Source organism: Thermus sp. FJN-A, from assembly GCF_054655095.1.
In genome coordinates, this window is sequence record NZ_BAAHSC010000218.1 from 1 (window position 1) to 21,129 (window position 21,129).

Sequence of the window (21,129 nt, forward strand, 5' to 3'; positions counted from 1 at the left end):
TGGCCTGGGGGCTTGCGCAGGCCCAGGTGGGGGAGGAGGTGGGGGTGAGCGCGGGCGAAGCGTTCCACGCCGCGCAGGGAGTCCACGCGGCTGAGGAAGGCCACCAGGATGAGGGCCAAGAGGCCCCACAGGGGGTATCGCCGGTTGCGGGCCCTAGGGTCGGGGACTTGGGACAAGGCTTCGCGCAAGGTCATGCCCTTTGTATACCCGGGGGATACATATCGGTCAAGTCTGCTTGGCCCAAAATAGACCCGGTGCACCGTTGCAGTGAAGTGGTATAATGCCCTCGTCCGGGCACCCGGACGGGGATCTTGAAAGCCAGTTTTTCCCTTGGGGAAGGCGAATATGCGTTTTTACCTTCTCATCGCCCCTTTCTCCTGTGGCTTTCCATCGGCCTAAACCCCTCAAAACCCCCGTTATTCGCCGTGTGCATATTCCAAGCTTCATCTTTCTCACAAACCCCCCCCTCCGGGAGGCCTCTCCAGGACGAGGTTCTTAGGGGGGTACAGTTGCAAACCACTTAGCCCCGCAAGGGGATTGCGACACCGGGTGGTGGCGCGGGTCTACCGCCGGACCCTGGTTGCAAACCACTTAGCCCCGCAAGGGGATTGCGACAGCCTACCGTGTCGGTAGACAGTACCGCATTCCGCAGGGTTGCAAACCACTTAGCCCCGCAAGGGGATTGCGACTGGAGCCCCCCCCTTCGGCGATATCCCGCCCGTACTTGTAAGTTGCAAACCACTTAGCCCCGCAAGGGGATTGCGACTCTGCCCCCCTGAGGCGGGTACCGGGTTGGTGACCGCGTGTTGCAAACCACTTAGCCCCGCAAGGGGATTGCGACTCTTGGTTTGGGAGATGCGCCTGCCGCACCGCCATACGGTTGCAAACCACTTAGCCCCGCAAGGGGATTGCGACAGGGCCGCCCGCGCCAGGGGCTCCCCTTCCTCCCGCCACCTGTTGCAAACCACTTAGCCCCGCAAGGGGATTGCGACCAGAGTAATTGCGAGAGCACCTTTCGATACGCTATAACACAGTTGCAAACCACTTAGCCCCGCAAGGGGATTGCGACTCTCCATTCTGCAGGACTAGCTCGTACCCCTTGCCAACCTGGTTGCAAACCACTTAGCCCCGCAAGGGGATTGCGACCCCATGCGCCCGCCCGGTGAGGGGGATGGGCGCTTGGGGCCGGGCTTCCCCGTCCCGCGGCCCCCCTTGGGCTCCCCGCCGCGTGGCGGCCAGGCCCGGGGCCGGTGGGGGCTTGGGTAACATGGGGCCATGGAGATCCTGGTGTCCACCCTCGAGGCCCTTCCCGGCTACCGCGTCCAGGTCCTGGGCGTGGTGAAGGGGAGCACCGTGCGCGCCAAGCACCTGGGCAGGGACCTCTTGGCGAGCCTCCGGAACCTGGTGGGCGGGGAGCTTCGCGAGTACACGGAGATGCTCCAGGAGGCCCGGGCGGAGGCGGAGGCCCGGATGCTGGAGGAGGCGAGGAGGCTCGGGGCCCACGCCGTCTTAGGCGTGCGCTACGCCACGGTGAGCGTCACGCAGGGGGCGGCGGAGATCCTGGCCTACGGGACGGCGGTGCGGCTGGAGCCCGTCCGAGAGGGGTAGTGCGCCTCGCCGCCTTCTTCCTCATCCTCCCCTTCTTCCTCCAGCTTCTGGGCCTGGGGGACACCCCCTTGGGCGGAGGGCTTTGCGGGGAGGTATTCCGGGCACAAGACCCCGCCCTGGCCCTGAAGACCCCGGGCTTCTGGTACGGCCTCCTCTTCATGGTCCTCTTGGCCCTGCAGCTGGGCTATGGCCTCTCCCTCCTCCTCCTTCCCCTCCTCGAGGTGCCCCTGGGCCCGGGGTGGCTCCGGGGAGGGCGGTACCTGGTGGGGACGCTTTTTGTCCTCTTCCTCCTCACCCGCACCACGGGCCTGCCCGCCCCCGGGCCCGGGGGCCTGGTGCTGGAGCGGGCCCCCCTTGACCCCCTCTCCCTCCTCCTGGTGGGCCTCTCCCTGGCGGGGGGCCTCCTCCTGAAGGAGAATGGGGGGCATGGAACGCCTGCTTGAGGTGATGCGCCGCCTGAGGGGACCGGGGGGGTGCCCCTGGGACCGGGCCCAGACCCACGAAAGCCTCGTCCCCTACCTCCTGGAGGAGGCGAGCGAGGCGGCGGATGCCCTCCTCCAAGGGGACCCCAGGGCCATGGCCGAGGAGCTCGGGGACGTGCTCCTGCAGGTGGCCTTCCACAGCGTCATCGCCGAGGAGGAGGGGCGCTTCACCTACGGGGACGTGGAGCGCGCCATCGTGGAGAAGCTCGTCCGCCGCCACCCCCACGTCTTCAAGGCCCGCTTGGGCGTGACCGGGGAGGCCACCGCCAGGACCCCCGAGGAGGTGAAGGCCCGCTGGGAGGACCTCAAGGCCCAGGAGGGCAAGAGGGAGGACCCCTGCGGCCTGCCTAAGGGGCTTCCCACCCTGCTTCGGGCCTACGAGCTCCAGAGGAAGGGGATAGACCCGGGAAGCGAGGAGGGCCTGAGGAAGGCCCTGGAAGCGGGCGACCTGGAGGAGGCGCTTTGGCACCTGGTGGGGCTTTTCGCCAAGAGGGGCCAGGACCCCGAGAGCGCCTTAAGGCGGCGCTCCCTCAGGGCCTGCCGCCAGGGCTGACCCTTCCCCAGGGGTTCCGCCTGGCGGCGGTGGCCGTTCCCCTCCTGGGGGCGCACCTCCTCTTCACCCGAAGAAGCCCCCACCTCCCCACCCACGCGGGCCAGGTGAGCTTCCCCGGGGGGGTGGTGGAGCCGGGGGAGAGCGTGGTGGAGGCGGCCTTGAGGGAGGCTGAGGAGGAGGTGGGCCTGGTGGGGGTGGAGCCCTTGGGCTTCCTCTCCCCCGCCTACTCCCCCCAGGGCTTCCTGGTGCAGCCCGTGGTGGTCTACCGGGGGGACCTTCCCCCCCTAAAGCCCAACCCCCAGGAGGTGGCCGAGGTCCTCCTCGCCCCCTTAGGGGAGCTCCTCGGGGTGGAACCCTGGAAGGAGGTGCGCCTGGGCCGCACCGTGTGGCACTTCCCCTGGCGCGGGGTGGACATCTGGGGGGTCACGGGGAATATCCTGAGGGAGTTTCTGGAGGTGTGGCGTGGAGCGCATCGGGATTCTCCTGGCGGACCCCTTTGACGAGCGGGAGTTCCTCCCGACCTTTATGCGGGCCTTCCTGGACCTATTCAGAGGGTGAAGCGGGTTCCCGCCTCCCCGGCGAGCACCCGGGCGAGAACCCCCCTTTCCCCCTTGGCGATGGCGGCCCAGGGGGCGCCCGCCCGGAGGGCGGAGAGGGCCGCCTCCACCTTGGGGATCATGCCCCCCTGGATCACGCCCTCCTCCTTTAGGGCCTCCACCCCCTCCGGGGTGAGGTGGGGGAGGCGGCTTTGCGGGTCCTTGGGGTCCCGGTAGACCCCCTCCACGTCCGTGAGGAAGACCGCAGGCCAGCCCAAGGCCCCGGCCACGGCCCCGGCGGCGGTGTCCGCGTTTACGTTGAGGGGGCCCTCCGCGTCCAGGGCGATGGGGGCGAGAAGGGGGGTGTAGCCCTTCTCCAGGAGGTCCAGCAAGACCCGTACCCCCACCCCCACCACCTCGCCCACCCGGCCAAGCCCCGGGAGGGCCCGCCCCTCGAGGCAAAGGGCGTCCCGGCCCGAGAGGGCCACTGCCTTCCTCCCCCTGCGGGATAGCCCCTCCGCCAGGCGCTTTCCCGTGAGGTAAAGGGCCATCTCCACCACCTCAAGCTGCTCCGGGGGCGTCACCCTAAGCCCCCCCACGAAGCGGCTCTCGTACCCCAGGCGCTTTAGCCAGGCCCCGATCTCGGGGCCACCCCCGTGCACCAGGGCCAGGGGACCGGGGTACTGGGCGAGCTCGTCCAAAAGGGCCTCGGCCCCCCTCAGGCTTCCCCCCACCTTCACCAAGAGGGCTTCACGCAAGGTAGACCACCTCCTCGGGCAAGGCCCCTTCCTCCTCGGCCTCCAGGAGGTCCAGGAAGCCCAGAAGGGCGTGGTCGGGGTGGAGGCCGAAGTGGGCCGCCAGGGCCTGCACCGCGCTTAGGGGAGGCATGGCGGAGGCCCTTTCTAGAAGGGGAAGGAGGTCCGGGGGGGCCTGGAGGGCTTCCCCAAGCTCCGGGCCCCTTCGGAGTTCCGCCTTCTTCGCGCCCCCTTCCGCCAGGAGGAAGAGGAGGTCCTCCTCGGCCAGCACCAGAAAGGCCAGGGCCCGGCCCAGGCGGGAAAGCTCCAGGGTAAAGGCCCGGATGGCCTCCGGGTCCTCCGCCGCCTCGAGGTCCTCGTGGTAGAGGCTCGTCCACGGGGGGTCGGGCACCAGGTAGACCCCGGCCCCCCCCGTGCGCCCCTCGGCCCAGGCGGCCACCCCCTCCAGGGGGGCCTCCACGTGGAAGGAGAGAAAGCTCCGCACCAAGCCCTATACTAGCCTCTGTGAGCGCCCTCTACCGCCGCGTGCGCCCCCTCACCTTCCAGGAGGTGGTGGGCCAGGAGCACGTGAAGGAGCCCCTGCAGAGGGCCATCCGGGAGGGGAGGCTGGCCCAGGCCTACCTCTTCTCCGGGCCCAGGGGGGTGGGCAAGACCACCACGGCGAGGCTCCTCGCCATGGCGGTGGGGTGCCAGGGGGAAAGCCCCCCCTGCGGGGCCTGCCCCCACTGCCAGGCGGTGCAGCGGGGAGCCCACCCCGACGTGGTGGAGATTGACGCCGCCAGCAACAACTCCGTGGAGGACGTGCGGGAGCTAAAGGAGAGGCTCCACCTCGCCCCCCTCGCCGCCCCCAAGAAGGTCTTCATCCTGGACGAGGCCCACATGCTCTCCAAAAGCGCCTTCAACGCCCTCCTCAAGACCCTGGAGGAGCCCCCGCCCCACGTCCTCTTCGTCTTCGCCACCACGGAGCCCGAGAGGATGCCCCCCACCATCCTCTCCCGCACCCAGCACTTCCGCTTCCGCCGCCTCAGGGAGGAGGAGATCGCCTCTAAGCTCCGGCGCATCCTGGAGGGGATGGGCCGGGAGGCCGAGGAGGAGGCCCTCCTCCTCGTGGCCCGCCTGGCGGACGGGGCCATGCGGGACGCGGAAAGCCTCCTGGACCGCCTCCTGCTCCTGGAAGGCCCCCTGACCCGGGAGGCGGTGGAAGCCTCCCTGGGCCTTCCCCCCAGGGAGGCCCTCCGCCGCCTGGCGGAAAACCTCCTCCGAGGCCGCAGCCAGGAGGCCCTGGAGGAGGCGAGGCGGCTCTACGGGGAGGGCTTTGCCCCCAGGAGCCTGGTGGGGGGGCTCATGGAGGTGCTGCGGGAAGCCCTCCACGCCGCCTACGGCCTTGGGGGGAGGCCCCTTCCCGCTTCGCCCGAGGCCCTCCTCGCCGCCCTGGGGGACCTGGATGAGGCCCTGGAGCGCCTCTCCAAGCGCTCGGACCTCCTTTCCCTGGAGGTGGCCCTCCTGCGGGCCCTTGCTCCCCCGGCCTCCCCGGCCAGGGACCAGGAGCCCGCACCCCCCCCGTCCGAAGCCCCCAAGGCCCCGGAGGCCCCCCAGGCCCAGGCCGACCTCTCCGGGCCGTGGCGGGCCTTCCTGGAGGCCCTTAAGCCCACCCTCAGGGCCTTCGTGCGGGAGGCGAGGCCTCACCTGGAGGGCACCACCCTGGTCCTCCGCTTTCCCGAGGACAAGGCCTTCCACCACAAGAAGGCCGAAGAGCAAAGGGCCTCCCTTCTCCCCCTGGCCCAGGCCCACTTCGGGGTGGAGGGGCTGGCCTTCGTCCTGGAAAAAAAAACGCCGGTCCCTAGCCCGGCCGAGGCCCCAGGGGGGGCCAAGGCCGTCCCGAAGGGACCCTCTCCGCCCCCACCCAGGCCGGTCCCTCCCCCGGAGGAGGACGTTCCGCAAGACCCGCCCCCAGGGGGGGAACCGGGGGAGGGTGATCCCGGCCAGCGCCTGGCCCAGATCGCCCGCCTCCTCGGGGCCAAGCTCCTCTGGGTGCGTGGGCCTAAGGCCCAGGAGGTGGAGGAACCCGTGAGCGAAGACGAGATAGGGGGTACTGGTATATAATGCCCCCATGACCAAGACCACCGAGCTCGGGCAAGAGACCGTGGAGAACATCCTGAAGCGGCTACGGCGCATAGAGGGGCAGGTGCGGGGCTTGCAGAAGATGGTGGCCGAGGGCCGTCCCTGCGACGAGGTCCTCACCCAGATGACCGCCACCAAGAAGGCCATGGAGGCGGCGGCCACCCTGATCCTGCACGAGTTCCTGAACGTTTGCGCCGCGGAGGTCTCCGAGGGCAAGGTGGACCCCAAGAAGCCCGAGGAGATCGCCACCATGCTGAAGAAGTTCGTCTAGGGGCTTGAGGGGTTTCGGCCGGAAGCTAAGGAAGCGATGGCTCCGCCTCCTCCGCGCCCTTTCCCCCAAGGGGGAGGCGCCGGACGATGCTTTCGCCCTGGCCTTTCTCCAGGGGGAGGAAAGGGCCCTTTACCTGGCCATGGACCCCCGGGACCGGGCCCATGCGGTGCGGGTAGCCAAAGGGCTCCTTAGGGACCACCCCAGCGCCCCGGCCTTCGTGGTCCGGGCGGCCCTTCTCCACGACGCGGGCAAGGCCTTAAGGCCTTACCGCCTCCTGGAGCGGGTGCTCACCGGCCTCTACGCCCCTCCCGTACCTCCCTACCCCTTGCGGCGGGGGCTCCTCGGGGCTTTTCAGGTGCGCCGGCACCATCCCCTCTACGGGGCGGCAGGGATCCAGGACCCCGAGGTGCGGGCCCTGGTCCTGGAGCACCACGCCCCCCGAAGCCCCTGGGGGAGGCGGCTCCACCAGGCCGACCAGGAGGAATAACGGGGCCTGTCCTGGAGGCAAGGGGGTAAATGCCCCTAGTCAACCCCGGCCCATTAGGAGTAGGGTATCGGAGAACGGAGGAGGCCTTATGGACGAGTTCACCTGGCGAGTCGGCGGCCCCCAAGGGGGCGGCATAGAGACGGCGGCCACCCTCTTCGCCCGGGCGGTGGGCAAGGGGGGCTGGTGGGTGGCCACCAAGCGGGAGTACCACTCCAACATCATGGGGCGGCACTCCTACCTGGACGTGCGGCTAGGGCGAAAACCCGTGCTGGCCTTCCGAGAGCAGGTGGACTTCCTGGTGGCCCTGGACGGGGAGACCCTGGCCCGCCACTTAGGGGAGGTGCGGGAGGGGGGGGTGCTCCTCTACGACCCCCGGGTCTTGGACCTCACCCTGCACAAGCTCCCCATGCTGGACCACCGGGTGGCGGACGCCCTCTCCCAGCGCTTCGGCAAGGCCGACCCCGGCCTGAAGGAGATTCTCCAGGCCCACGTGGAGGCTGGGGTCCAGCCCCTGCCCTACCCCTTTGAGGAGGTGGCGGACCGGATCGGGGCGGAGCTCGGGGTGCCTTCCCTGCAGGCCCGGCGCACCCTGAACACCATCGCCGTGGCCGCGAGCCTGCACCTTTTGGGTTTTCCCTTAGAGCCTCTCCTCGAGGCCCTGGCCCTCCAGTTTAGGGGCAAGGTGCTGGAGCTGAACCAGAAGGTGGCCGAGGCCGTCTACAAGGAGGAGGTGCCCCGCCTCTCCTTCCAGCTCAGGCTGAACGGGTACGAGCCCGGCCGGGTCTACCTCACCGGGGCCCAGGCGGCCGCCCTGGGCAAGCTGGCCGGGGGCCTCCGCTTTCAGACCTACTACCCCATCAGCCCGGCCACGGACGAGAGCGTCTACCTGGAGGCCCACACCGCCTTCCAGGGGGCGGACGTGGCCGTGGTCCAGACTGAGGACGAGATCGCCGCGGTGACCATGGCCGTGGGCGCCGCCCTCACGGGGGCCAAGGCCGCCACCGCCACCAGCGGCCCCGGCTTCAGCCTCATGGCCGAGGGGCTGGGGTTCGCCGGGATGATCGAGGCGCCCTTGGTGGTGACCCTCTACCAGCGAGGGGGGCCCTCCACGGGCCTGCCCACCCGCACGGAGCAGGGGGACCTGATGTTCGCCCTAAGGGGCGGGCACGGGGAGTACCCGAGGCTCGTCCTGGCCTCCGGGGACATCCAGGACGCCTTTTTGGATGCCCAGAAGGCCTTGGCCTGGGCCTGGCGCTACCAGACGGTGGTGGTCCACCTTTTGGATAAGTTCCTGGCCTCCATGGCCCAGAGCCTGCCCAAGGAGGCCCTAGAGGTGCTCCGGCTGGACGGGGAGAAGCGGGCCCTGCCCCGGGGCGAGGGCTTTGGCCCCTACGAGCGCTACGCCCCTTCCGAGGACGGCATCTCCCCCTTCGTTCCCCTCGGCACCCCCGGGGGCTTTTACTGGATGACCTCGGACGAGCACGACCTTGTGGGCCACATCACCGAGGACCCCGCCCTCCGGGAGTACCAGATGGAAAAGCGCATGCAGAAGCTCCTCACCGCCCGGAAGGAGATCCCCCTTGCCGACCAGTACACCCTCTACCGGGACGGGGAGGTCCTGGTGTTGGGCTTCGGCACGGTGAAGGGCACCCTCCTCGAGGCCCTGGACCACCTGGAAGGGGTGGGCTACCTCCACCTCCGCCTCCTCTGGCCCTTCCCCGAGATCGGCCACCTCCTGGAGGGGAAGCGGCTGGTCACCGTGGAGCACAACTACTCGGGGCAGCTGGCGGACCTGGTGCAGCAGGAGACCCTGAAGCGGGTTCACCACCGGGTGGTGAAGTACAACGGCCGCCCCATCACCCTGGACGAGGCGGTGGGGGCCTTGAGGCAGGTGCTCAGGGCGGAGGCGCCGGAGCGCCTGGTCTTGCGGAAAGGAGTCTAGGATGCTGGAGCTGAAACTTGCCGATTACAAGGCGGAGAAGCAACCGGACTGGTGCCCGGGCTGCGGGGACTACGGGATCCTCTCCGCCCTGCAGATGGCCCTCTTCGAGCTGAAAAAAGACCCCAGCCAAACCGCGGTCTTCTCGGGCATCGGCTGCTCGGCCAAGACCCCCCACTACCTGAACGTCTACGGGGTCCACACCCTCCACGGGCGGGTGCTCCCCACCGCCCAAGGGGCCAAGCTCGCCAACCCCCACCTCACGGTGGTGGCGGTGGGCGGGGACGGGGACGGCCTGGGCATCGGGGCCGGGCACTTCGTGGCCGCGGGCCGCCGGAACGTGGACATGCTCTACATCCTCTACGACAACGAGGTCTACGGCCTCACCAAGGGGCAGGCGGGGCCCACCTTGGGCCTGGGGGAGAAGACCAAGAGCCTGCCCAAGCCCAACCCCCAGGGGCGCATCAACCCCCTCCTCCTGGCCTTCGCCTCCGGCTACACCTGGATCGCCCGGGGCTACGCCTACGACGTGAAGGGCCTGAAGGAGCTCATCAAGGAGGGGATCCAGCACCGGGGCCTGGCCTTCCTCCACGTGCTCCAGCCCTGCCCCACCTACAACGACCTGCACACCAAGGAGTGGTTCGCCCCCCGCCTCTACAAGCTCCAGGACGAGGGCTATGACCCCCATGTTCCCGAGGGGATTTCCCCGGAGGCCTTGGACCAGAAGATGGCGAAGTTCCAGGAGAAGGCGGCGGAGTGGGGGGAGAGGATCCCCGTGGGGGTTTTCTGGAAGGCGGAGGTGCCCACCTTTGAGGAGCGGCTTAAGGCCTACCTCCCCCGCTACCCCGAGGTGTACCCCGCCTTGGGGCAAGGGGAGGCCTTGGACCTCGAGGGGCTCCTGAAGGAGTTCGCCCTCTAAGGCCGGACCAGCCTTTGAGGGGTGGCGATCAGGTCCACCCGCCTTTCCGGCTCCACGGGGAGGCGGGGGTAGACCATCACCGGGTGGGCCAGGGTGGCGAAGGGGGCCTCTACCCGGAGCCAGCCCTGGGGGAAGCCGTAGCCCTTGCCCACCCACCCCCCCTCCTCGTCCACGGCCACGGCCCCGATGAGGACCAGGTCAATGGCCTGGCCCTCCAAGGGCACCCGGACCCCGAAGCGGTAGGCCTCCCGCACCCGCCTGAGCCGCCTCGGGTCCACGTCCTTGAGGAGGAGGAACTCCCCCGGGCGGTCGGGGTGGGGGAGGAGGAGGGCCTTCCCCTGCCGCAGGGCCTCCTCCCTGAGGGGCTTTAGCACCGCGTCCAGCCCCGCCAGGATGAGGCGGGCCCCCTGGAACTCCGGGGTCTTGAGGAGTTTTTCCGCCGCCCGCCTTGCCCCCAGGAAGTTGGGGTGGTGGCCGTGGGGGGGCGTGGGGTGGAGGGCGAGGTCGTAGCGGGCCAGGGTGTTCCAGACCTCTTCCCGAAGTTCGCCCAGGGTCATGCTTCCAGGAGGTGAAGGGAAACGCCGGGGAGGAGGCCTTGGGCCTGGCCCTCGAGGGCGCTTTGGTGCAGCCTTTTGTCGGCGGTCCAGAAGGCCCCCCGAAACCCCTCGGCCAGGGCCAGGTAGTGGGCGTCGTAGGCGGCCTTTAGGCCCAAGGCCCAGGCCAGTTCCAAGGCCCGGGTGTGGGTCCAGGGCTCGGCGAAAAACCGGATCCCGAGCCTCTGGAGGTGCCCCAGGAGGATCTCGGCCTCGGCCAGGGTCATCTCCCCGGCGAGGGCGTAGCGGTAAAGGGCGTTGGCCGCCTCATACAGGGCCAGGGTGGGGGCGGCGAGGGGGCGGTCTTCCTGCCTCCAGCCCCGGTAGAGGCGTACGGCTTCGGCCTTTGGGTCTGCTGCCAAGAGCAGGCGGAGGAGGAAGCTAGCGTCCAGCACCACCCAGCTCACGGTCCCGCTCCTCCCTCAGGGCGGAAAGCACCTCCTCAGGGGGTGTGAGGGGCCTGCCCAAGCGGGCGCGGATGGCCCGGTTAAGGGAGAGGACGGCTTCCAAGGGGTCCTCCTTCCCCCCGGTGAGGTGGGCGTAGGCCTTCAGGGAGAGGATGACCGCCCGTGGCCTGCCCCGCCCCTCCACCACGATCACCTCCCCTTCCTCCACCCGCCTCAGCACCTCGCCGAAGTGGACGCGGGCCTCGGTGGCGCTTAGGGTGCGCTTGCGATGCATCATTTCATGCATTAGTTTACCTGCCCTGGTCCCTTCCCGCAATAAACTGAAGGGCATGGGCCGCAAACTCCGCTTCGCCCACCTCCACCAGCACACCCAGTTCTCCCTCCTGGACGGGGCGGCGAAGCTTTCCGACCTCCTCAAGTGGGTCAAGGAGACGACCCCCGAGGACCCCGCCCTGGCCATGACCGACCACGGCAACCTCTTCGGGGCGGTGGAGTTCTACAAGAAGGCCACCGCCATGGGCATCAAGCCCATCCTGGGCTACGAGGCCTACGTGGCGGCGGAGAGCCGCTTTGACCGCAAGCGGGGGAAGGGCTTAGACGGGGGCTACTTCCACCTCACCCTCCTGGCCAAGGACTTCACGGGCTACCAGAACCTGGTGCGCCTGGCGAGCCGGGCTTATTTAGAGGGTTTCTACGAAAAACCCCGGATTGACCGGGAGATCCTGCGCGAGCACGCGGAGGGCCTCATCGCCCTCTCGGGGTGCCTGGGGGCGGAGATCCCCCAGTTCATCCTCCAAGACCGCCTGGACCTGGCGGAGGCCCGGCTCAACGAGTACCTCTCCATCTTCAAGGACCGCTTCTTCATAGAGATCCAAAACCACGGGCTTCCCGAGCAGAAAAAGGTCAACGAGGTCCTGAAGGAGTTCGCCCGCAAGTACGGCCTGGGGATGGTGGCCACCAACGACGGCCACTACGTGAGGAGGGAGGACGCCCGGGCCCACGAGGTCCTCCTCGCCATCCAGTCCAAGAGCATCCTGGACGACCCCGAGCGCTGGCGTTTCCCCTGCGACGAGTTCTACGTGAAGACCCCGGAGGAGATGCGCCAGGCCCTTCCCGAGGCGGAGTGGGGGGACGAGCCCTTTGACAACACGGTGGAGATCGCCCGCATGTGCAACGTGGAGCTTCCCATCGGGGAAAAGATGGTCTACCGCATCCCCCGCTTCCCCCTCCCCCCGGGGCGCACTGAGGCCCAGTACCTCATGGAGCTCACCCTGAAAGGCCTCCTCCGCCGCTACCCGGACTGCATCACCGAGGGCTTTTACCGGGAGGTCTTCCGCCTTTTGGGCAAGCTTCCCCCCCACGGGGACGGGGCGGCCCTGGCCGAGGCCCTGGCCCAGGTGGAGCGGGAGGCCTGGGAGGGGCTCATGAGGGCGCTTCCCCCCCTGGAGGGGGTGAAGGAGTGGACGGCGGAGGCCATCCTCCACCGGGCCCTTTACGAGCTTTCCGTGATCGAGCGCATGGGCTTCCCCGGCTACTTCCTCATCGTGCAGGACTACATTAACTGGGCTAAGCAAAACGGGATCTCCGTGGGGCCGGGGCGGGGAAGCGCCGCCGGGAGCCTGGTGGCCTATGCGGTGGGCATCACCAACATCGACCCCCTGCGCTTCGGCCTCCTCTTTGAGCGCTTCCTGAACCCCGAGCGGGTCTCCATGCCCGACATTGACACCGACTTCTCCGACCGGGAGCGGGACCGGGTGATCCAGTACGTGCGGGAGCGCTACGGGGAGGACAAGGTGGCCCAGATCGGCACCTTCGGGAGCCTGGCCTCCAAGGCGGCCCTCAAGGACGTGGCCCGGGTCTACGGCATCCCCCACAAGAAGGCGGAGGAGCTCGCCAAGCTCGTCCCGGTGCAGTTCGGCAAGCCCAAGCCCCTTGCCGAGGCCATCCAGGTGGTGCCGGAACTGAGGGCGGAGATGGAGAAGGACCCCAAGGTGCGGGAGGTCCTCGAGGTGGCCATGCGCCTTGAGGGCCTGAACCGCCACGCCTCCGTCCACGCCGCCGGGGTGGTGATCGCCGCCGAGCCCCTCACGGACCTCGTCCCCCTCATGCGGGACCAGGAGGGGCGGGCCGTGACCCAGTACGACATGGGGGCGGTGGAGGCCTTGGGGCTTTTGAAGATGGACTTCCTGGGCCTCCGCACCCTCTCCTTCCTGGACGAGGCCAAGAGGATCGTGAAGGACTCCAAGGGGGTGGAGCTGGACTACGACCGGCTTCCCCTGGACGACCCCAAGACCTTCGCCCTCCTCTCCCGGGGGGAGACCAAGGGGGTCTTCCAGCTGGAGTCCGGGGGGATGACCAACACGGTGCGGGGCCTCAAGCCGCGGCGCGTGGAGGACATCATCGCCCTGGTCTCCCTCTACCGCCCGGGGCCCATGGAGCACATCCCCACCTACATCCGCCGCCACCACGGCCTGGAACCCGTGAGCTACGGCGAGTTCCCCCACGCGGAGAAGTACCTGAGGCCCATCCTGGACGAGACCTACGGCATCCCCGTCTACCAGGAGCAGATCATGCAGATTGCCGCCCAAGTGGCGGGGTACTCCCTGGGGGAGGCGGACCTCCTCCGGAGGGCCATGGGAAAGAAGCGCCTGGAAGAGATGCAGAAGCACCGGGAGCGCTTCGTCCGGGGGGCCAAGGAAAGGGGCGTGCCCGAGGAGGAGGCGAACCGCCTCTTTGACATGCTGGAGGCCTTCGCCAACTATGGCTTCAATAAGTGCCTGCCCGAAAGGGCCCGGGTGGTGGACTGGCGCACCGGGAGGGTGGTGCGCGTGGGGGAGATCGTCCGGGGGGAGGTGGAGGGGGTCTGGGTGGTCTCCCTGGACGAGGCCCACCTCCGCCTGGTGCCGAGGCCCGTGGTGGCCGCCTTCCCGAGCGGAAAGGCCCAGGTCTACGCCCTCCGCACCGCCACGGGCAGGGTTTTGGAGGCCACGGCCAACCACCCCGTCTACACCCCGGAGGGGTGGCGGCCCCTGGGGGCCTTGGTGCCCGGGGACTACGTGGCCCTGCCCCGCCACCTGCCCTACCGGCCTTCCCTCCACCTCGAGGGCCACGAGCTAGACCTCCTGGGCTTCGCCCTCGCCGAGGGCAACCTGCGCCATCCCTCCGGCTTCTACCTGTACACCTCCTCTGAGGAGGAGCTCGCCGCCATGAAGGAGGCCCTGGAGGCCTTCCCCAACACCCGCCCCCGGGTAGCCTGGCGCCGGGGGGTGGCCCACGTCTACGTGGGCCGCACGGACCGGAGGGAAGAGGCGGGCGCGGTGGCCTTCTTAAGGCGGATGGGGCTTCTGGGGCTTGACGCAAGGGCGAAGCGCCTTCCGGAGGAGGCCTTTCGCCTGCCCCCGGAGGAGGTGGCCCGCCTGCTGGGGCGGCTTTGGACCGGGGACGGCGGGGTGGACCCCGAGGGGAGGCTCATCCACTACGCCACCGCCTCTTTGGAACTGGCCCGGGGGGTGCAGCACCTCCTCCTGCGCCTCGGCCTCCAGGCCCGCCTGGTGGAAAAGCGCTTCTCCGGGGGGTACAAGGGGTATGCGGTCTACCTCCTGGGGGGCCTGGAAGCGGCCCGCCGCTTCGCCGAAACGGTGGGCCCCTACCTCGCGGGCAAGCGGAAGCGGGATCTCGAGGCCCTCCTCGCCTCCTGGGAAAGGGCAGGCCGGAGCACCAAGGACGTCCTCCCCCTCGCCTTTCTGGGGGAGGTGAGGGAGGCGGTGGCCGAGGCGGCCCAAGGGCAAGCGGCGGCCCTTCTCCGGGAAGCGGGCTTGGCCGAAGGGCTCCTCCGTCCGGGCAGGGGGCGGCGAGGGCTTTCCCGGGCCACGCTAGGGCGGCTTGCCGCCCTCACGGGGAGCCTAGCCCTCCTGCGCCTGGCCCAGGCGGAGGTCTACTGGGACCGGGTGGAGGCGGTGGAGCCCTTGGGCGAGGAGGAGGTCTACGACCTCACCGTGGAGGGAACCCACACCTTCGTGGCCGAGGACGTCATCGTCCACAACTCCCACGCCGCCGCCTACAGCCTCCTCTCCTACCAGACCGCCTACGTGAAGGCCCACTACCCCGTGGAGTTCATGGCCGCCCTCCTCACCGTGGAGCGGCACGACTCCGACAAGGTGGCGGAGTACATCCGCGATGCCCGGGCCATGGGCATAGAGGTGCTTCCCCCCGACATCAACCGCTCGGGCTTTGACTTCAAGGTGGTGGGGGAGGAGATCCTCTTTGGGCTCTCGGCGGTGAAAAACGTGGGGGAGGCCGCGGCGGAGGCCATCCTGCAGGAGCGGGAGCGGGGCGGGCCCTTTAGGAGCCTGGGGGACTTCCTCAAGCGCCTGGACGAGAAGGTGGTGAACAAGCGCACCCTGGAGTCCCTCATCAAGGCGGGGGCCTTCGATGCCTTCGGGGACCGGGCCCGGCTTCTCGCCTCCTTGGAAGGGCTCCTCAAGTGGGCGGCGGAGAGCCGGGAGCGGGCCAGGTCCGGGATGATGGGCCTCTTTGCCGAAGTGGAGGAGCCGCCCCTTTTGGAGGCCGAGCCCCTGGACGAGATCACCCGCCTGCGCTACGAGAAGGAGGCCCTGGGGATCTACGTCTCCGGCCACCCTGTGCTCCGTTACCCCGGCCTGAGGGAGGCGGCGAGCTGCCCCCTGGAGGAGCTTCCCGAGTTCGTCCGGGGGCTTCCCCCGCGGTCCCGGGTGCTCCTCGCCGGCATGGTGGAGGAGGTGGTGCGGAAGCCCACCCGCTCGGGGGGGATGATGGCCCGCTTCACCCTCTCCGACGAGACCGGGGCCCTGGAGGCGGTGGTCTTCGGCCGGGCCTACGAGGGGGTTTCCCCCAAGCTCAAGGAGGACACGCCCCTTCTGGTCCTGGCGGAGGTGGAGCGGGAGGAGGGGGGCCTCCGGGTCCTCGCCCAAGGGGCCTGGACCCACGAGGAGGTGGCCGAGGCCTCCAAGGCCTTGGAGGTGGAGGTGGACCACGCCCTTTTGGACGAGAAGGGGGTGGCCCTCCTCAAAAGCCTCCTGGACGAGCACCCCGGCACCCTCCCCCTCTACTTGCGGGTGCAGGGGCCCTTTGGGGAGGCCCTCTTCGCCATGCGGGAGGTGCGGGTGGCGGAAAGGGCCTTGGGGGCCCTGGAGGCCGAGGGCTTCCGGGCCTACCTGGTGCCCGACCGGGAGGTCTTTCTGCAGGGGAATGGGGGGAACGGGAACAAGGAGGAGGTGGTGCCCTTTTAATCCCGCCCTGGCAGGAGGGCCCGGTGGGGATTTCCGGAGCCTAAAGTTGGCAGGCCCCTTTTTGGGGAAGAAACTGGGGGCAGGGCTAAAAGCCCTGCCCCCAAGGCTTCCCTGGACTAGAAGTCCATGTCCCCGCCGCCAGCGGGCGCGGGCGTGGACTCCTTCTTCTCGGGCTTCTCCGCCACCACCGCCTCGGTGGTGAGGATCAGGGAGCCGATGGAGGCAGCGTTCTGCAGGGCGGAGCGGGTCACCTTGGCGGGGTCCACGATGCCCGCCTCCACCATGTCGCGGTACTCGCCGGTGGCGGCGTCAAAGCCGTAGCGGAGGTTCTTGGTTTCCGCCAGGATCTTCTGCACGATGACGGAGCCCTCGTACCCCGCGTTCTCGGCGATCTGGCGGGCAGGCTCCTCCAGAGCCCGGCGCACGATCTTAGCCCCCGTGGCCTCGTCCCCCTCCAGCTTGGCGATGAGCTCCTCCACGGCGCCGATGGCCCGGAGGAGGGTCACGCCGCCGCCGGGGACGATGCCCTCCTCCACCGCGGCCCGGGTGGCGGAAAGGGCGTCCTCAAAGCGGTGCTTCTTCTCCTTGAGCTCGGTCTCGGTGGCGGCCCCCACCCGGATCACGGCCACGCCGCCCGCCAGCTTGGCCAGGCGCTCCTGGAGCTTCTCCTTGGCGTACTCGCTGTCGGTGGTCTCCAGCTCCTTCTTGATGCCGTTGATCCGGGCCTCGATGTCCTCCTTCTTGCCCTTGCCGCCCACGATGGTGGTCTCGTCCTTGGTGATGCGCACCCGCTCGGCCCGGCCCAGCATGGAAAGGGTGGCGTTCTCCAGCTTGAAGCCGAGCTCCTCGGAGATGACCGTGCCCCCGGTGACGGCGGCGATGTCCTTGAGCATCTCCTTGCGGCGGTCGCCGAAGCCGGGGGCCTTCACCGCGGCCACGTTCAGGGTGCCCCGGAGCTTGTTCACCACCAGGGTGGCGAGGGCCTCACCCTCCACGTCCTCGGCGATGAGGAGGAGGGGCTTGCCAGTCTGGGCCACCTGCTCCAGGATGGGGAGGAGTTCGCGGACGTTGGAGACCTTCTTCTCCACGATGAGGATGAAGGCGTCCTCGAGGACCGCCTCCATCGCCTCGGGGTTGGTGACGAAGTAGGGGGAGATGTACCCCTTGTCGAACTGGTACCCCTCCACGAACTTCAGCTCGGTCTCCAGGCTCTTGGACTCCTCGACGGTGATTATGCCCTCCTTCCCCACCTTCTCCATGGCGTCGGCGATGAGCTTGCCGACGTCAGGGTCGTTGGCGGAGATGGTGGCCACCTCCTCGATGGCCTTGCGGTCCTCCACGGGGATGGCCAGGGCCTTGATCTTCTCCACCGCGGCCTCCACCGCCTTCTCAATGCCCCGCTTGAGGGCGAGGGGGTTGGCCCCGGCGGCCACGTTCTTCAGGCCCTCCCGCACGATGGCCTGGGCGAGGACGGTGGCGGTGGTGGTCCCGTCACCGGCCACGTCGTTGGTCTTGGAGGCCACCTCCTTGAGGAGCTGGGCCCCGATGTTCTCCAGGTGGTTCTCCAGCTCAATCTCCTTGGCCACGGTCACCCCGTCCTTGGTGATGGTGGGGGAGCCGAACTTCTTCTCCAGGACCACGTTCCGGCCCCGGGGGCCAAGGGTGACCTTCACCGCGTCGGCCACGGCGTTCACGCCGCGCTCCAGCGCCCGGCGAGCCGCCTCGTCAAATACCAGGATCTTCGCCATCGCTTACCTCCTACTGCAGAACCGCGAGCAGGTCGCGCTCGGAGAGGATCACGTACTCCTCGCCATCAATCTCGATCTCGGTGCCGCCGTACTTGGCGAAGACCACGATGTCCCCCTCCTTGACCTCGAGGGGCACCTTCTGCCCGTTCTCCAAGATGCGGCCCGAGCCCACCGCGATCACCTTGCCCTTCTGGGGCTTCTCCTTGGCGGTGTCGGGCAGCACGATGCCGCCCTTGGTCTTGGGCTCTTCCTCAATCCGCTTCACCACCACCCGGTCGCCTAGGGGTTTGATCACGGTCTTCACCTCCGCTGCCATATCCCACTCCCTCCTTTGACGCTCAAAGGGTGAGAGTGTCAAACCGAGGGTTATTATTTCTGACCCCCTTTCCCTTGTCAAGGGGGGGCTCAGCTAACCTCCCATCGCCCTTCCCAGGGGCGGTCCTACCCCCCCCGTCCTTTGCCGCAGGGCCTCGTAGAGGAGGAGGGCGGCCGCCACGGAGACGTTGAGGCTGTCCGCCTGGCCCCGCATGGGGATCCGCACCCGGCGCTGGGCCTTCCTTAGCCAGGCCTCGGGCAGCCCCTCGTCCTCGGCCCCCAGGAGGAAGGCCACCCCCCGGCGGTAGTCCTCTTCCCAGTAGGTCTTCTCCCCCCTGGGGGTAGCGGCCACCAGGAGAAGCCCCTTTCCTTCCAAAAAGCGCAGGGCCTCTTCCTCGGCGGCGGGGTAAACGGGGAGGGAGAAGACCACGCCGGTGGAGTTCCGGATCACCTGGGGGCTGTAGAGGTCCACCCCTTCGGCCACCAGCACCAGATGGGCCCCCGCCGCGTCCGCGCTCCGCAGGATGGCCCCCAGGTTCCCGGGCTTCTCCAGGCCCAGGAGGACCAGGACCAGGGGGGCCTCCGGCAGGCGCACCCCCTCCAGGCGCCTTTCGGGGATGCGGAAGACCCCGATGAGGGGAGGGGGGTTTTCCCGCACGGAGACCCTTTCCAGGGCCTCCTGGGAAAGCTCCAGGACGGGGGCCCTTCCCGCCAGGAGGCGGTCTTCCGGGGCCGCCTTCGGCCCCAGGAGGAGGGTTTCCAGGGTGAGGCCCGCCTTCAGGGCCCGGGCCACCTCCCGCCTGCCCTCCACCAAAAAAAGCCCCGTCCGCTCCCGCTCCTTGCGCTCCTTGAGGGCGGCGAGGGCCTTCACCTTGGGGTTAGCGGGGCTTTGGATCCGCATGGAGGCGCACCTGAAAGCGGGCCACGCGGGGGCCCGCCAGCTCCAGGGTGACCCCTTCCACCTGGGGAAGCTCCTCCAGGAGCCGGGAGAGGCGGAGGGCCATATCCCGGTAAGGGGCGGGGTCTTCCTTCCCCTCCAGGGGCCTAAAGAGTTCCCGGGCGTCCTTCTCCGTGAGGGGGGAAAGCCTTTGCCCCAGGACCTGGTCCCCCAGGGGGGTGGGCAGGGAGAGGGTGAGGACGGGGCCGAAGAGGGGGTGCGGGCTGGCGGTGAGCCTGAGGGCCAGGCCCGGGCCCTCCCCCAAGGGCAGGCCGAAGGCCTTCAGGAGCGCCCCCGCCTCCTCGGGCGACAGGGCCTTTTTGCCCTCCAGAAGCCTCCGCGCCTCCTCCAGGGCCAGGTCGGGGAAGTCGGGGAAGAGGAGGGGTTCCTCCCGCCACACCTTGTAGGCCCAGGCCCGGCTTAGGGCGATGGCCGCCGACTCGGGAAAGCGGTAAAAGGCCCCCTGGCCCATCACCCGGGCCCGGGGGCCGGGCGCCCCCATGGCGCAGGCCAGGATGAGCTTATTTCCGCTCGCCCTTTCCACCAGGGCCAAGAAATCCTCCTCGGTGGCGAAGCCCATGGGGACGAAGAGGAGAAAGACGCTTCCCGCCTCCCCCTGCAGGGCTTCCTCCAGGGCCTGGGCGAAGTCCTCCACCTTGGCCGTGGAGCCCAGGTCCACGTGCTCCACCGCTAGCCCCCCCTCCTTCAGGGCCTCGAGGGCCAGGTTGGAGGGGCCGGAGGCGTTGGAGATGAGGCGCACACGCCCGTTTTCCGGCAGGCGGCCCAAGGCGAGGAGAAGGGCCACGTCAAAGGCCTCCTCCAGGTCGTTGGCCCGGATCACCCCCGCCTGGGCGAAGAGGGCCCGCACCAGGGGGTCGCGGGAGGGGTGGACGGCCAGGATGGGCTTCTTCTTGCCGATCCGGCGGGCCAGGCGGGAGAAGCGCCTGGGGTTGCCGAAGCTCTCCAGGTAGAGGAGGATCACCCCGGTGCGCTCGTCCTCCTCCCAGAACTGCAGGAGGTCGTTGGAGGAGATGTCGGCTTTGGCGCCTAAGGAAGCGAAGGCGGAGACCCCAAGCCCCATGCTCTCCGCGTAGGCCATCACCGCCCGCCCCAGGGTCCCCGACTGGCTGGAGATGGCGAGAGGGCCCCCCTTGGGCAGGGGGGCGAGGGCCGCCGCCAGGCGGACCCCGGGGTGGGTGTGCACCAGGCCCAAGGAGCCGGGGCCCAGGAGGCGCATGCCGAAGCGCCGGGCCTTGTCGGCGAGCTCCCGGGCCTCCTTCTCCGTGAAGCCCGTGGTGAGGACGATGGCCCCCCTCACCCCCCGCCGCCCACAGGCCTCCAGGGCCCCCATCACCCGCTCCTTGGGCACGGCGAGGACCGCCAGGTCCACGGGGCCTGGGATGCTCTCCAGGCTGGGGTAGGCCAGCAAGGGGCCCACCGTGCCCCCCTCCTGGCCGATGGCCTCGTTGACCGGGTACACGGGCCCCTGGAAGCGGCCGAAGATGAGGTTCTCCAGGACCCGGTAGCCCACGCTCTCCGGGTCGCGGCTCGCCCCCACCACCGCCACCCCCCGGGGGAAGAAGAAGGGGTGGAGGCTGGCGATGGTGGAGACCTTCTCCCGCCACTCAAAGCGCTCCGCCGTCTTCTCCTCCAGGAGGATCTCAAACTCCACCTCCACCTCCCCCCCGTCCCGGTGGGCCCGCACCTGGAAGCCGCTTTCCTGGAAGACGCTCAGCATCTGCTTGTTCTCCGCCAGGACGAAGGCCTGGAAGCGGCGCACCCCCCGCTTGGCGGCGAGGAGGGCGAGCCTTTCCAAAAGCAGGGTGCCGAGGCCCTTCCCCTGGAAGGCGTCGTCCACCAGGAAGGCCACCTCCGCGGTGTCCTCCCCCTTGAGGCGCACGTACTCCCCCGTGGCCACGATCCTCGGGGGTTCCCCCGCCAGGACCACCAGGGTCACCTTCTCCTCCTCGGGCTTGGCGGAAAGGAGGAGCTCCGCCGCCTTCTCCGGGGAGATGGGGGAGAAGAAGCGCATGCGCAAGGAGGTGGGGGAAAGCCGCCTCAGGAAGTCCACGAAGAGGGGGAGGTCCTTCCTCGTGGCCCGCCTCAGGAGGGCGGTGCGCCCGTCCTTGAGGAGGACGGGGCCCTCCTCGAGGCCGTGCTGGGGAGTGGGGGTGGGCACGTAGCCCATGCC

General features: G+C 69.2%; 20 protein-coding genes and 1 CRISPR repeat array. Of the genes, 10 read left to right on the plus strand and 10 right to left on the minus strand.

Translation table 11 applies throughout. From position 1 onward, the window contains the following. On the minus strand, positions 1 to 194 hold a 194-nt coding region (locus ACYQ0J_RS13195), incomplete at its 3' end, for a transposase family protein (protein ID WP_460172548.1). 314 nt (positions 195 to 508) lie between these two features. Beyond that, positions 509 to 1,146: direct repeats of the CRISPR family, unit length 36 nt; unit sequence GTTGCAAACCACTTAGCCCCGCAAGGGGATTGCGAC. 129 nt (positions 1,147 to 1,275) lie between these two features. Here ACYQ0J_RS13195 and ACYQ0J_RS13200 point away from each other — a divergent pair. Genes ACYQ0J_RS13200 through ACYQ0J_RS13215 form a run of 4 tightly spaced genes read left to right on the plus strand, consistent with a single transcriptional unit; the run spans position 1,276 to position 3,143 of the window. Beyond that, a complete protein-coding gene (locus ACYQ0J_RS13200; RefSeq protein WP_460172568.1) occupies positions 1,276 to 1,608 on the plus strand; it encodes a YbjQ family protein in 333 nt (110 codons plus the stop codon). Continuing rightward, on the plus strand, positions 1,608 to 2,051 hold the full coding sequence (locus ACYQ0J_RS13205) for a hypothetical protein (RefSeq protein ID WP_460172569.1): 444 nt from the start codon (positions 1,608 to 1,610) through the stop codon (positions 2,049 to 2,051). Before ACYQ0J_RS13200 ends, ACYQ0J_RS13205 begins: the two co-directional genes overlap by 1 nt. After that, entirely contained in the window at positions 2,026 to 2,643 is a 618-nt protein-coding gene (locus ACYQ0J_RS13210) for a MazG nucleotide pyrophosphohydrolase domain-containing protein (RefSeq protein WP_460172570.1), read from the plus strand. Before ACYQ0J_RS13205 ends, ACYQ0J_RS13210 begins: the two co-directional genes overlap by 26 nt. Positions 2,644 to 2,672: 29 nt before the next feature. Continuing rightward, on the plus strand, positions 2,673 to 3,143 hold the full coding sequence (locus ACYQ0J_RS13215; RefSeq protein ID WP_460172571.1) for an NUDIX hydrolase: 471 nt from the start codon (positions 2,673 to 2,675) through the stop codon (positions 3,141 to 3,143). A gap of 47 nt (positions 3,144 to 3,190) precedes the next feature. On the opposite strand, the gene argB is transcribed toward ACYQ0J_RS13215, so the two are convergent. After that, positions 3,191 to 3,937 (minus strand): acetylglutamate kinase, encoded by a 747-nt coding sequence (argB, locus tag ACYQ0J_RS13220; protein ID WP_460172572.1) that lies wholly within the window; start codon positions 3,935 to 3,937, stop codon positions 3,191 to 3,193. Next, positions 3,930 to 4,421 carry a hypothetical protein gene (locus ACYQ0J_RS13225; protein ID WP_460172573.1) on the minus strand — a complete coding sequence of 164 codons (492 nt, stop codon included), beginning with the start codon at positions 4,419 to 4,421 and terminating at the stop codon, positions 3,930 to 3,932. Before ACYQ0J_RS13225 ends, argB begins: the two co-directional genes overlap by 8 nt. Before the next feature lie 17 nt (positions 4,422 to 4,438). On the opposite strand from ACYQ0J_RS13225, the gene dnaX reads away from it, so the two are divergent. The 5 genes from dnaX to ACYQ0J_RS13250 all read left to right on the plus strand — a co-directional run bounded on the left by dnaX (position 4,439) and on the right by ACYQ0J_RS13250 (position 9,671). Continuing rightward, positions 4,439 to 6,037, plus strand: coding sequence for a DNA polymerase III subunit gamma/tau (gene dnaX / locus ACYQ0J_RS13230; protein WP_460172574.1), 1,599 nt, complete (start codon positions 4,439 to 4,441; stop codon positions 6,035 to 6,037). A 7-nt stretch (positions 6,038 to 6,044) separates the two neighbouring features. After that, complete coding sequence (locus ACYQ0J_RS13235; RefSeq protein ID WP_460172575.1) at positions 6,045 to 6,326, plus strand: metal-sensitive transcriptional regulator; 282 nt, start codon at positions 6,045 to 6,047, stop codon at positions 6,324 to 6,326. Positions 6,327 to 6,330: 4 nt separating this feature from the next. Next, the gene (locus ACYQ0J_RS13240) at positions 6,331 to 6,813 is read left to right on the plus strand and encodes a phosphohydrolase (RefSeq protein WP_460172576.1); all 483 of its coding nucleotides are present in this window, start codon (positions 6,331 to 6,333) and stop codon (positions 6,811 to 6,813) included. A gap of 88 nt (positions 6,814 to 6,901) precedes the next feature. After that, a complete protein-coding gene (locus tag ACYQ0J_RS13245; protein ID WP_460172577.1) occupies positions 6,902 to 8,755 on the plus strand; it encodes a 2-oxoacid:acceptor oxidoreductase subunit alpha in 1,854 nt (617 codons plus the stop codon). A gap of 1 nt (position 8,756) precedes the next feature. Further along, positions 8,757 to 9,671: a 2-oxoacid:ferredoxin oxidoreductase subunit beta gene (locus tag ACYQ0J_RS13250; protein WP_460172578.1), complete on the plus strand. Its 915-nt coding sequence runs from the start codon at positions 8,757 to 8,759 to the stop codon at positions 9,669 to 9,671. Here the strand turns inward: ACYQ0J_RS13250 and ACYQ0J_RS13255 are convergent. The 3 genes from ACYQ0J_RS13255 to ACYQ0J_RS13265 are packed head-to-tail and all read right to left on the minus strand — an operon-like array spanning position 9,668 to position 10,948. Continuing rightward, the gene (locus ACYQ0J_RS13255) at positions 9,668 to 10,228 is read right to left on the minus strand and encodes a 5-formyltetrahydrofolate cyclo-ligase (protein ID WP_460172579.1); all 561 of its coding nucleotides are present in this window, start codon (positions 10,226 to 10,228) and stop codon (positions 9,668 to 9,670) included. The two genes, ACYQ0J_RS13250 and ACYQ0J_RS13255, sit on opposite strands and share 4 nt — an antisense overlap. After that, a complete protein-coding gene (locus ACYQ0J_RS13260; protein WP_460172580.1) occupies positions 10,225 to 10,671 on the minus strand; it encodes a type II toxin-antitoxin system VapC family toxin in 447 nt (148 codons plus the stop codon). The genes ACYQ0J_RS13255 and ACYQ0J_RS13260 overlap by 4 nt, the downstream gene beginning before the upstream one ends. Then, positions 10,646 to 10,948 carry a type II toxin-antitoxin system prevent-host-death family antitoxin gene (locus tag ACYQ0J_RS13265; protein ID WP_460172581.1) on the minus strand — a complete coding sequence of 101 codons (303 nt, stop codon included), beginning with the start codon at positions 10,946 to 10,948 and terminating at the stop codon, positions 10,646 to 10,648. Before ACYQ0J_RS13265 ends, ACYQ0J_RS13260 begins: the two co-directional genes overlap by 26 nt. Before the next feature lie 52 nt (positions 10,949 to 11,000). On the opposite strand from ACYQ0J_RS13265, the gene dnaE reads away from it, so the two are divergent. Beyond that, a complete protein-coding gene (gene dnaE, locus ACYQ0J_RS13270) occupies positions 11,001 to 15,938 on the plus strand; it encodes a DNA polymerase III subunit alpha (RefSeq protein WP_460172582.1) in 4,938 nt (1,645 codons plus the stop codon). Positions 15,939 to 16,054: 116 nt separating this feature from the next. On the opposite strand, the gene groL is transcribed toward dnaE, so the two are convergent. From groL to ACYQ0J_RS13290, 4 genes are all read right to left on the minus strand, one after another. Continuing rightward, complete coding sequence (gene groL / locus ACYQ0J_RS13275; protein ID WP_460172583.1) at positions 16,055 to 17,686, minus strand: chaperonin GroEL; 1,632 nt, start codon at positions 17,684 to 17,686, stop codon at positions 16,055 to 16,057. 10 nt (positions 17,687 to 17,696) lie between these two features. Then, on the minus strand, positions 17,697 to 18,002 hold the full coding sequence (groES, locus tag ACYQ0J_RS13280; RefSeq protein ID WP_243027890.1) for a co-chaperone GroES: 306 nt from the start codon (positions 18,000 to 18,002) through the stop codon (positions 17,697 to 17,699). A 93-nt stretch (positions 18,003 to 18,095) separates the two neighbouring features. Beyond that, positions 18,096 to 18,902: a TrmH family RNA methyltransferase gene (locus tag ACYQ0J_RS13285; protein ID WP_460172584.1), complete on the minus strand. Its 807-nt coding sequence runs from the start codon at positions 18,900 to 18,902 to the stop codon at positions 18,096 to 18,098. Beyond that, positions 18,880 to 21,126 carry a GNAT family N-acetyltransferase gene (locus tag ACYQ0J_RS13290; RefSeq protein ID WP_460172585.1) on the minus strand — a complete coding sequence of 749 codons (2,247 nt, stop codon included), beginning with the start codon at positions 21,124 to 21,126 and terminating at the stop codon, positions 18,880 to 18,882. Before ACYQ0J_RS13290 ends, ACYQ0J_RS13285 begins: the two co-directional genes overlap by 23 nt. Between the last annotated feature and the right edge of the window lie 3 nt (positions 21,127 to 21,129).